The organism is Streptococcus parasanguinis (genome assembly GCF_001074805.1).
Lineage (GTDB): Bacteria > Bacillota > Bacilli > Lactobacillales > Streptococcaceae > Streptococcus > Streptococcus parasanguinis_A.
In genome coordinates this window covers 1-10,925 of record NZ_JUPI01000137.1, presented here as the reverse complement: position 1 = coordinate 10,925, position 10,925 = coordinate 1, and the positions used below count along the sequence as shown (strand labels likewise).

General features: G+C 38.4%; 11 protein-coding genes and 2 pseudogenes. 2 read left to right on the top strand and 11 right to left on the bottom strand.

Annotated elements, in window-relative coordinates; genetic code table 11:
* Positions 1 to 226: 226 nt before the first annotated feature.
* The 3 genes from ADI76_RS09785 to ADI76_RS09780 form a co-directional block, all read right to left on the bottom strand.
* Positions 227 to 1,264 (bottom strand): M42 family metallopeptidase, encoded by a 1,038-nt coding sequence (locus ADI76_RS09785; protein ID WP_049516163.1) that lies wholly within the window; start codon positions 1,262 to 1,264, stop codon positions 227 to 229.
* 225 nt (positions 1,265 to 1,489) lie between these two features.
* The gene (locus ADI76_RS11750) at positions 1,490 to 1,864 is read right to left on the bottom strand and encodes a hypothetical protein (RefSeq protein WP_239683635.1); all 375 of its coding nucleotides are present in this window, start codon (positions 1,862 to 1,864) and stop codon (positions 1,490 to 1,492) included.
* Positions 1,865 to 2,023: 159 nt separating this feature from the next.
* Positions 2,024 to 2,245: an IS3 family transposase gene (locus ADI76_RS09780; RefSeq protein ID WP_049516162.1), complete on the bottom strand. Its 222-nt coding sequence runs from the start codon at positions 2,243 to 2,245 to the stop codon at positions 2,024 to 2,026.
* Between the two features lie 334 nt (positions 2,246 to 2,579).
* Between ADI76_RS09780 and gshAB the strand changes: the two genes are divergently transcribed.
* The gene (gshAB, locus tag ADI76_RS09775; protein WP_049516161.1) at positions 2,580 to 4,844 is read left to right on the top strand and encodes a bifunctional glutamate--cysteine ligase GshA/glutathione synthetase GshB; all 2,265 of its coding nucleotides are present in this window, start codon (positions 2,580 to 2,582) and stop codon (positions 4,842 to 4,844) included.
* Between the two features lie 120 nt (positions 4,845 to 4,964).
* On the opposite strand, the pseudogene ADI76_RS09770 reads toward gshAB, so the two are convergent.
* From ADI76_RS09770 to ADI76_RS11590, 8 genes and pseudogenes are all read right to left on the bottom strand, one after another.
* Positions 4,965 to 5,348, bottom strand: a pseudogene (locus tag ADI76_RS09770) (ISL3 family transposase); the annotation flags it as partial.
* Positions 5,349 to 5,354: 6 nt separating this feature from the next.
* A complete protein-coding gene (locus ADI76_RS09765; protein WP_049516158.1) occupies positions 5,355 to 5,564 on the bottom strand; it encodes a hypothetical protein in 210 nt (69 codons plus the stop codon).
* The gene (locus tag ADI76_RS09760) at positions 5,546 to 5,734 is read right to left on the bottom strand and encodes a hypothetical protein (RefSeq protein WP_049516156.1); all 189 of its coding nucleotides are present in this window, start codon (positions 5,732 to 5,734) and stop codon (positions 5,546 to 5,548) included. The genes ADI76_RS09765 and ADI76_RS09760 overlap by 19 nt, the downstream gene beginning before the upstream one ends.
* 3 nt (positions 5,735 to 5,737) lie before the next feature.
* Positions 5,738 to 6,043: a hypothetical protein gene (locus ADI76_RS09755; protein ID WP_003007809.1), complete on the bottom strand. Its 306-nt coding sequence runs from the start codon at positions 6,041 to 6,043 to the stop codon at positions 5,738 to 5,740.
* 11 nt (positions 6,044 to 6,054) lie between these two features.
* Entirely contained in the window at positions 6,055 to 6,789 is a 735-nt protein-coding gene (locus ADI76_RS11745) for a hypothetical protein (protein ID WP_239683634.1), read from the bottom strand.
* Positions 6,790 to 6,876: 87 nt separating this feature from the next.
* Positions 6,877 to 7,224: a barstar family protein gene (locus ADI76_RS09745; protein ID WP_003007812.1), complete on the bottom strand. Its 348-nt coding sequence runs from the start codon at positions 7,222 to 7,224 to the stop codon at positions 6,877 to 6,879.
* Positions 7,225 to 7,526: 302 nt separating this feature from the next.
* Positions 7,527 to 7,760 carry an Imm74 family immunity protein gene (locus ADI76_RS09740; RefSeq protein ID WP_024056346.1) on the bottom strand — a complete coding sequence of 78 codons (234 nt, stop codon included), beginning with the start codon at positions 7,758 to 7,760 and terminating at the stop codon, positions 7,527 to 7,529.
* 2 nt (positions 7,761 to 7,762) lie between these two features.
* A pseudogene (locus ADI76_RS11590) lies at positions 7,763 to 9,019 on the bottom strand (hypothetical protein); the annotation flags it as partial.
* Positions 9,020 to 9,267: 248 nt separating this feature from the next.
* Between ADI76_RS11590 and ADI76_RS09730 the strand changes: the two are divergent.
* The gene (locus ADI76_RS09730) at positions 9,268 to 10,785 is read left to right on the top strand and encodes an ATP-binding cassette domain-containing protein (RefSeq protein ID WP_049516153.1); all 1,518 of its coding nucleotides are present in this window, start codon (positions 9,268 to 9,270) and stop codon (positions 10,783 to 10,785) included.
* Positions 10,786 to 10,925: the final 140 nt, after the last annotated feature.

The window sequence follows — 10,925 nt, the reverse complement described above, 5'->3', positions numbered from 1 at the left end:
GCGAACTTCTACGAAGTTCCATGACTTAGTTTTGAACCTAAAGTTTCAAAACTCCCGAGTGCTTGAAATGATTCTATTTCAAGCACTTTTCTCACAGCAGAAAGTCTCAGTTTTGATTTGAAAAACTATAAGGACTAGATATTTTATAAAAAAACTTCTTATGTTATTTTCTAAGAAAAAACATTGTTTTCTTTCTAAAAATAGTTCACAAAAGTAGATCCAATCTTTAATCTACTAAGTCGCTCTTGAGGTAAGCATCGACCATGCGCTCTGTTGCGACTACAGAATCCAAGTGGGTCCGCTCATATGAGTGGCTAGACTCGATCCCAGCCCCGAGAAGAGCGTGTTTCACTTCTGCTCCTGCGCTCATGGCTGCAGAGGCATCTGATCCGTAGAAAGGATAGATATCCAATTTATAAGGGATTTCTTGGGCTTTTGCCAAGGCTACCAAATGCTGACGGAATTCGTAGTGATACGGTCCTGAAGCGTCTTTGACACAGATGGATACCGTGTATTCATCCGTCGCTTGGTCATCTCCCATAGCCCCCATGTCCACTGCCAAGTATTCTACCACTTCAGACGGGATACTAGAATTGGCCCCATGCCCCACTTCTTCAAAGACTGAAAAGGCAAAGGTAGTCGTTACTGGCAATTGGATCTTCTCTTCCTTGTAGGCGCGCAGAAGATTCAAGAGAATCGCTGCACTCACCTTGTCATCCAAGTGACGAGATTTGATAAAGCCGGTGTCTGTCACAATGGTCCGAGGATCAAAGCTGACAAAATCACCCACTTCAATGCCAAGGGCACGGGTTTCTTTCTCATTGGTCACTTTTTCATCCAGACGGACTTCCATATTATCCTGAGTCCGCTCGACAGTTCCCGCATCCTTGTAGACGTGGCAAGAAGTCTGATGGACCAAAATTGTTCCCGAATGGGTCTTTCCTGTATTGGCTACATGGACTGTACAATTTTCCCCTTCAATCATATTCCAAGGGAAACCACCGATACGGTCTAGCTTGAGGCGACCATCTGCTTTCACAGCGCGGACAATAGCCCCCAAGGTATCCACATGGGCTGTGACATAGCGTTGCTTGTCTGTGATCACACCAGGAACGGTCACATTCACGCCTCCCTTAGCAGTCCGAGTTACTTCATACCCAAAGCCCTCAATGGTTTTGACCAAATAGTCTGCGATCTCACGTGTAAAACCGGTCGGTGAAGGAATGGCTGTCAATTCCTGCAAATAAGTCACTGTCTGATTCATAATGCCTCCAAATGTGTTTTTCTTTATTCTAGCATGAAATAGGTGGAATAGCTAGAGGAGAGATTACAGGTTAGCGTTTTTCAACTCTTCCCGTATTTGCATTAAGAGAAGGATGGATTTCTATCTAAATTTTCAACACATTGTGAGAGAAATTCATCTAGTGCACCTAAAGTAAAAAAAGAAACTTGTCCACAACTAACGGTGTCTAAACAAGTTCCACGCAGGCTATTTCAATGGTGATACATAATCATCTGGAAGTTTGCCTCTCCAGTCAATCCACATCTGCTCAGCAATCGGAATCAACTCTTTAAGTTCTTCCTTAGAAAAAAGTTTCCTATTTTTAGGGACATCTATCAAAGAAGCTGGATGTTTGCTTATAAATTTTCTTCTAGATTCTCTTCTCTCTTCTTCCGTTGGTGGCCAACGATCATTCCGAATCTTCCAAGATACTTCGCGTAGCGTTTTCTCACCACTCTCTAGTAAGGCAAATAATTCTTGTGGGAGTTCATAGATTACTAACCAAGAAGCTACAGTACCTTCTTCTAAAACTAAATAATATTTGCCCTCATTTTTCCAAATGGATTTTCCATATCCTTCAATTTCCTCAAATTGGGTAACATCTTCCTATTCTTGTTTTGTTGGTTTCATTTATACATTCTGGAATTCTGTCAATATTTTGGACACATTGTGGGAGGAAAATTTGAAGGCTAGCGCCCTTCGGTTGCTGGACCCCAATAATGGGACAAGAGAAACCTCCTCTTAGGCGACCAATTTTCTGTACTCTACAGGAGACTGGTCATTTAATTTTTGTTGAATTCTAGTTTCATTATAAAATATGATGTAATTTTTGACAATATCTGTTAGACTATCTTCATATATCTTTCTCCACTTATGAAGATAGATGGTTTCAGACTTGAGAACTGAGTGAAACCATTCGATACAGGCTAGCTTAGTTTCTACCGAATATGCTTTTTTGACCATAACAAAACACTCCTGTTTCAAGTTTACCAGATTTCAACAGGAGTGTTTTCTTATGTCTCATTTTATGGGTGCAGTGCCGACCCTAGGGATTCTTTCGTTCTCATATATACGTCATTAGTATAGGCTAATTTGATTTAAATTCCAAGAGAAATAACATTTTACATGAAAATCAGTGGGTATTTTACAATTTTTGCATATAATAGAGCTAAAAAACAACTGGTTTTAAGAATTCTTATCTGAAACATTCGGAAATTCCCCTTAACCGTAGCGGAAAGTTGTTTTCTTCTCCTATTTATAATAGACTATCACTAACATTAGATGAAAAGGTGACTCTATGACTATAAATCAACTGCTTCAAAAGCTGGAGCCTACTAGCCCTATCCTTCAAGCTAACTTTGGAATTGAACGCGAAAGTCTTCGTGTCGATAGACAGGGAAAATTAGCACATACACCTCACCCTTCATGGCTAGGAGCTCGAAGTTTCCACCCTTATATTCAAACAGATTTTTGTGAGTTTCAGATGGAACTCATCACACCAGTTGCTAAATCTACCACTGAGGCTCGTCGATTTCTTGGAGCCATTACCGATGTAGCTGGACGTTCCATCAGTAAAGATGAACTTCTCTGGCCCTTGTCCATGCCTCCTCGTATCAACGCCCAAGAAATCCAAGTTGCCCAACTGGAAAATAAATTTGAACGCTATTATCGTAACTACCTGGCCGAAAAATACGGAACTAAACTACAAGCTATCTCAGGTATCCACTATAATATGGAACTAGGGAAAGATTTGGTTGAAGCCCTATTCCAAGAAAGTGACCAGATTGATATAATTGCTTTCAAAAACGCCCTCTATCTTAAGCTGGCTCAGAACTATTTGCGCTATCGTTGGGTGATTACCTATCTCTTTGGTGCTGCACCTGTTGCTGAGCACGGCTTCTTCGACCAAGAAGTGCCAGAACTCGTGCGTTCCTTCCGAAACAGCGACCATGGTTATGTCAATAAGGAAGAAATACAAGTATCTTTTGCAAGCCTAGAAGACTATGTCTCTGCCATCGAAAACTATATTGAACAAGGTGATTTGATTGCGGAAAAGGAATTTTACTCGGCTGTTCGTTTCCGTGGACAAAAGGTTAATCGCTCCTTCCTTGACAAGGGAATCACCTACCTAGAATTCCGTAACTTTGACCTCAACCCCTTTGAGCGTATCGGTATTAGCCAAACTACCATGGATACCGTACACATACTCCTTCTAGCCTTCCTCTGGCTGGATGCTCCTGAAAATGTTGATCAGGCTCTGGCTCAAGGTCACGCGCTGAATGAAAAAATTGCCCTCTCTCATCCTTTAGAACCTCTACCTTCTGAAGCTGAAACTCAGAACATTACGACAGCTCTAGACCAACTGGTGCAACATTTTGGGCTTGGTGACTATCATCAAGGTCTGGTCAAACAAGTTAAAGATGCCTTTGCAGATCCTAGTCAGACACTAGCTGCTCAACTTCTTCCTCATATCAAAGACAAGTCCCTTGCTGACTTTGCCCTTGACAAGGCGCTTGCCTATCATGATTACGACTGGACTGCCCACTATGCCCTTAAGGGTTATGAGGAGATGGAACTTTCTACCCAGATGCTGCTCTTTGATGCCATTCAAAAAGGGCTTCATTTTGAAATCCTAGATGAGCAGGATCAATTCCTTAAACTCTGGCATAAAGATCATGTTGAGTACGTTAAAAATGGTAACATGACCTCAAAAGACAACTATGTAGTTCCTCTTGCCATGGCTAATAAAACCGTGACCAAAAAAATCCTGGCTGATGCTGGCTTCCCTGTCCCTGCCGGCGACGAATTTACCAGTCTAGAACAAGGTCTAACCTACTATCCTTTTATCAAGGGCAAGCAAATTGTGGTTAAACCAAAATCAACCAACTTTGGTCTGGGCATTTCCATTTTCCAAGAGCCTGCAAGCCTTGATAACTATAAGAAAGCTCTCGAGATTGCCTTTGCAGAAGATACAGCTGTTCTTGTTGAAGAATTTATCCCAGGAACCGAATACCGTTTCTTCATTCTGGACGGGCGTTGTGAGGCCGTCCTCCTTCGTGTCGCTGCCAATGTTGTCGGTGATGGCAAACACACCATTCGTGAATTAGTCGCTCAGAAAAATGCCAACCCATTGCGAGGCCGTGATCACCGATCACCTCTGGAAATCATTGAGCTAGGAGACATCGAACAACTGATGTTGGCCCAACAAGGTTATGCACCTGATGATATTCTCCCAGAAGGGAAAAAGGTCAATCTCCGCCGTAACTCCAACATTTCTACGGGTGGTGACTCTATTGATGTCACTGAGACAATAGATTCCTCTTACCAAGAATTGGCAGCAGCTATGGCAACTAGCATGGGGGCCTGGGCTTGCGGGGTTGACCTCATCATTCCAGATAAAACTCAGCCTGCTAGCAAGGAAAAACCTCATTTCACTTGTATCGAGCTCAACTTCAATCCCGCTATGTATATTCACACCTATTGTGCTGAAGGTCCTGGACAAGCTATCACTCCAAAAATTCTAGACAAGCTTTTTCCAGAAGTTGCCACAAGTCAAACCTAAAACCTAATTCTTAGGAACAAACAAATCACCTTTATCTCGATGATATGATACCTCTTAAGTAGACAAGGTAAATACCTAAAATCTACAGCTCTTTGTCAACTTTAGTGGGTTGAAGAAAAGCTAAGCTCGAGAAAGGACAAATTTCGTCCTTTCTTTTTTGATATTCAGAGCGATGAAAATTCGCTTCTTGAAGTTTTCAAAGTTCCGAAAACCAAAGGCATTGCGTTTGATAAGTTTGATGAGATTATTAGTCGCTTCCAATTTTGCGTTGGAATAGGATAACTGAAGGTCATTGATGATTTTCCCTTTGTCCTTTAGAAATGTTTTAAAGACAGTCTGAAAAAGAGAATGAACCTTCTTTATATTGTCTTCAATGAGTCCAAAAAATTTCTCTGGTTCCTTATTCTGAAGGTGAAAAAGCAAGAGCTGATAGAGATTATAGTGGTATTTCAAGTCTTCTGAATAGCTCAAAAGCTTGTCTAGGATTTCTTTATTGCCTAAATTGTCAAATTAAGTTAGACTTTTCAAGTAACTCAGAAAAACTTGGTAGGGTGATTGAAATAGTTCTAATGGTAATTCATAGACTACCCTCTGTTCAGCTATTCCTCCTTCATCTGTAACAAAAAAATATTTCTCATGATGTCGCCAAACATGTTGTCCATAACCTTTTATTTCTTCAAACTTACTAACGTCTTCCCAAGTTAATTTACTATGTTCCATGTGTGTTCTCCTCTTTGGGTACTAATATCTTTCATGATGCCTTCTGGCATATTTCCTGGGAAGGTTTGTCCTCCTGGTTTCCAAAAATCTTCAAAAGCAGATGCTTCATTTTCGCTTGGAATTCTTGTATGAGATTGATGAAATGCTTCTAATTTTAAAATTTGATGCATTTACTATGATTCCAAGTTTTCTATTTGATTTAAAAGCTCCCATAATCTATTATTGTAGGCTTCAATTTCTTCATTAATTTTTAGTCGTTCCAAATAATCATTCTTCCAAACAAAAAAGTCTGATAGACCTCCTCTTGGAGGATAAAGGATATCTTTAATTTCTCTTATTGTAGGGAGTGAGTCACCATTTTCCAATGCACATTCTAATCCTTGTAAAAATGAAATTTGTACATGAATTGTCCCATCATTGTACTGATTTAATAGTGGTAATATTAATTTGATATTATCTAATAATTCTTTTCGTTTCATTTCTTTCCTCACTAATTTAATGGTTTTGAGCTAATAACCTCTACACCTTCTATTTTCCACGGAGTTTCAATAAAAATTTGTTCATATTCCAAACCACCTTGATAGATGCCTCCTTGACTCGCAACAGGTCCTCTATATATTGTTGTGCCAGCTGGTATTTTTATTTCGTAAACTGTATTTAAAGGAGAACTGCCAGTGTAGTTTCCTGAACGATCTGTCCAAATTGGTTTTACTGCCGTATTTATTCTAACTTCTATCTCAGAATGTGGGGCTGATTCTGTAAACCATTGCCCTAGCGGATTGCTTTGGTCGCCAGCTCGATATAATATTTTGGGAGACTTCAAAACTTCAACATCATACCGTCCCCCATAAAAATTAACATTAGGCTGACCTCTTAAATCATTTAGTGGACCAGGATTTGTATATGAATTATATTCATAAGTTTGCAAATCGGGATATTTAGATTGAATATTATTTACTACTGGTCCCTCAACATCTAAATTCTTAGGTGCAGGCTGAGGCTTGACTACCGGCTGAAGCCTCGTGGTTGAAAAGTCTTTAAACCCTGAATTCTCCCTCGCAAGCCTGCTTTCTTCTATATTTCGTAAAATATGTTCGCGATCATAAGGTTTTGTGGTTTCTGTTATAGTTTTACCATTGATATCTACCTTAAGGTTCACCTCAGGAATTACTGGTTTCCTATTGAAGACAGGAATCTTCCCTTTTACCTTACTATATACATCCAAGAACGTTGTATAGGGTTTATTGTAGTACTGATTATATCCAACATAAGTGGTTACCTTAAGGTAGCTCCTTAAAACTTTGTCCTATTTTTAATTTTCTACTATGTAAACTTGAAAACTCTTGACCTTACTGCCAACAACATGCTTTTCAACATCGCATTCCCACCAAGGAAGAATATCTTCTTCCAAAATTTCTAAAAATAAGTCTTTAGATGATAAGTCATCTTTTAAGAAGCTATCATAATTTTCAAGAATAAAGTTGTATTCTTCAGCTTTTATCCATGATAAGTCTGTCAGCCAATCTGTAATAGATGACCAATTATTGGCATCAGGAAGTCCGACATTTTTTTCAAGAAAACGAAATAGTTCTTCTTTGTTTTGGATCTGCTTCCCATCAAAATTTGCTACAAAGCCACTGAAAGGCAATCGATCTTGCATTTCAAGTTTCGTAATGTAATGAATTCTATTTTTCAGGATTTCAAACCTCTATTCTATTTTTTTAAAATGTTTTATAATGGTCTTCTGTTTTGAGTAAAATCTATTTTTGAATATCGATTTGAAAAAATAGGTTGATTCAAACTAAACTTGCTGGTTGCTGAGGAGGCCACATAACCTCCTACGATGTTCCCGATAAAGTTTGCAGTTTGAGCATCTTCTTCACTTCCACCTAGGAGTTTGGTCCCATGATAGACAACCTGACCACTTGTATAGAGATTTATTTCTCTTAGAATACAATATAATTATACAAAGTCTAATTGAATAGTTTGATTGCTCTCCATTTTTTTAGCTGTATTAATAATATTTTCTATTTCTCTTTGAGTTATCGGAAGATTCTCATGAGGAGGCTCCCATTGTGTCATACTATCTTTATAAACAACAAATTTTTTATTGATCAGCAATTCTCCTTGTGCTTTTATGAGGAAACCATTCTCTAAATCAAAAGTAATTGTTGATCTTGTTCCTGTAATTTTCATTTCTACCTCTCGAATATAATTTTTTCTACCCCTGTTTTAGGATCTATTGTTGTAACCTTAGTAACATTTGGATTGGCCTTCAATCTTGGTAGTTCGATGTTTTCCCAAATATTTCCTGGTCGTAGTTCGCTACCAACTACAGCTCTTATTTCACCAGATACTTGCTCTGCGTAAACATTCGAAGCTTCCTCCCAAGCTGTTACACTTGAAGGAGTATTAAAATCCCATTCAGGCATTACAATGTTCGTATCATCAATCGTAGATTCTAATGTAACTCCTCCTTTATTTTTTGCTATTTTTTTCGCAACATCCATTCCTCCAATGCCATCTGTTCGTCCTGACCAGAAAAAAGCCGTATCTGGATCAGTTTTCAATCTACCTCTTATTAACTCAACATCAAAGTCAGTTTGAGTAAAATCTATTTTTGAATATCTATTTGAAAAGACAGGAATTACTGGTTTCCTATTGAAGACAGGAATTTTCCCTTTTACCTTACTATATACATCCGAGAAAGATGTGTAGGGTTTATTGTAGTACTGATTATATCCAACATAAGATGTATACAAGGTACTTGCTAGTTGGAGGCTATCAGTAAAACCTCTCACCTTCTTGATATTTTTTGCACTATTGATTTCTTCCTGTGTAGCAGGTTTACCTGTAAAAGGATCAATACCTTCTTCAATTATATAATAATCATATTTAGTTTGAAAAGCAGGATCTCGCCAACTGAGCATTTTTTGACTATCTAAAAAGAAATAACGGTCTAGTAGGTAATGATAATTAGCTCGCTCTGTTTCAGATTTAAATAGTTGTGCATATGGATTCACATGAGCCATGGAGATCAATGTTTTAAGTTCTGGGTAGGCCTCTTCTAACGCTTCTTGATCCATTGCATCGATACGTTTCTTAAATTTTGGGTCCACCTTGGCTAATTCTGAAGGTAATAATCCTAAATGATCATTCTTAACTTCATTATATCTCTTCCATAACAATTTGAGATCATTCATATCCCACTTGGAGAGAACCACATCACCCTGCCCCATAGTCGTAAATCTTTTATAGGCTTGAATCACGTCTCCATACTCTTCCTCCAGTTCTGCACGTGACATTTTTGAGAGTTTGTCTTCTAATGTTTCAACCTTCGGATTCTTCACTTTGTTTAGGTTTGCTTGACGTTTTTGCCACCCTAAAGAGACTGTTTGCTTCCAAGATAGATCCACTCCACTACTTGGAGGCAAGTAGGTTCCACTAGCAGCATCTCCTGTCGCTAGCAGTTCTTTTGTTTAAATTAACACGCCTACAGAATCATCCTAATATCAAATTTTTTTGAGAAATACATGGACAAACTTCTTCTAAATTAATAAACTGACTTCATCATATGCTATAATTTAGTTATATTTTACAAAAATGAAAGTTTCTAACTAATGCCCCTATTTGCTCATTAATGTAACTGGGCTGTTATGTCATTATCAGTTTTATGTTATAGCTTTATCAAGGAGTTTCGTCTATGTTTCAATACCTTAAGCCTTTGCGCTGGTATCTTTTCTTTAATTTTCTCTTTAGTGGCCTGTCCAATATTTGTACGGCTCTTCTTCCATACTTTACACAAGAGTTAATTCGTGGCCACTATCAAATAGCTTTGTCAGGTTATTGCATCGCAGTTATAGGTTACCTGACTTGCAACTACATCCAAATGCGACTTGACTGGAAACAGGCCATTCTCTTTTCGACAAATCTAAAGAACGATTGGTTTCAATCTCTTTTAGGACTTGCCCACCATGATTTCAAGCAGAAAACAGTCGCAGAATACATTTCTTATCAATCTAATGATCTTGACTCACTGGAAAAAGATTATCTACCTCCACTGATGAGTTTTTTTAAGCAGATTCTACGAATTTTGATTTATACCATCATTATTACCAGAACGATCAATCCTATAGTGGCACTGATCCTACTGATTTCAACAGCCATCAGTATTCAAATTCCAAAGATCGTTGGTCAATTGACTGCGAAGCGTAGACAAACCTATCTTGAAAAGCAAGGTGATTATTATCGGACCTTGGAGGATCTATTCCGAGGACATCACCTAGTTAACAAACTTACTCTACCTCATTTTATAGAGCAACAAAGAAGTTCTCTCAAAAACTTGCAGGATAAGTATCTTGGGTATGGTTTGACTAAAATTACAGGTATTCTCTTGACGGGTATTTCTTTTGAATTCATTAGCCTTATTCTCTTTTCCTATCTAGCTTACTCTCTATATCATCATCAAATTGGTATCCCTGAGGTGGTGGCCAGTTTTGGTTATATTACAGCCTTCTCAGAACCAATTCAAGAAATCCTTTACGATCTGCAAATGTTGGAGTCGGTAAAACCTGTAATTAAAAGCTTTCAAACTATTGTTAAGCATCCATCTTCAATTCAGGCACCACAGCTTTCTTTTGAAACGATCAAATTGAAGAATCTTTCTAAACAACTTGGGGAATCAACATTGAAGATTTCTTTTGCCACCATTCACAAAGGAAATAAGATTGCCCTCATAGGAGAGAACGGATCAGGTAAGAGTAGCCTACTCAATATTTTAAATGGTACGGATGAGGATTTCCAAGGCGAGATTTTGCTGAATGATCTTCCCCTAAATCAGCTTTGGGGAAGATTTGGCTTGATTTTGCAACAAGAGCATAGCTTCATCTCTAGTTATGAAAATAATGTTACGCTATTCAATACTTTCCCTGCAGAGTTTAAGGATGTGGAGTTCGAAGTAACACCTCCTCAATCCCTGTCAGGTGGTCAACAACAACGCATGTACCTCAATCGAGAAAAAAACCGCCAGAGTCCATTAGTTATTATGGATGAACCTTTTTCAGCATTGGATGCTCATCAGTTCGAGGCAGAATTGAAAAAAGTACTAGACTTACCGTGTGCTGTCATCATTACTTTACACCGACAGAATGAAGCACTGAAGAACTTTGACCAAGTCTGGGAAATTAGATCTGGAGAACTAATCATTCAAAAAAATGAGTAGACTTGCTTTCTCACGAAGATTTGTTTTACCATGATCAATACATCATCAGGCACAGATAGATTGAGGTCATCTTAACCTCAAAAAGAGAGTGGGACAGAAATCGGTAATTCGTTAGAATTCGATTTCGTCGTCCCACCTCC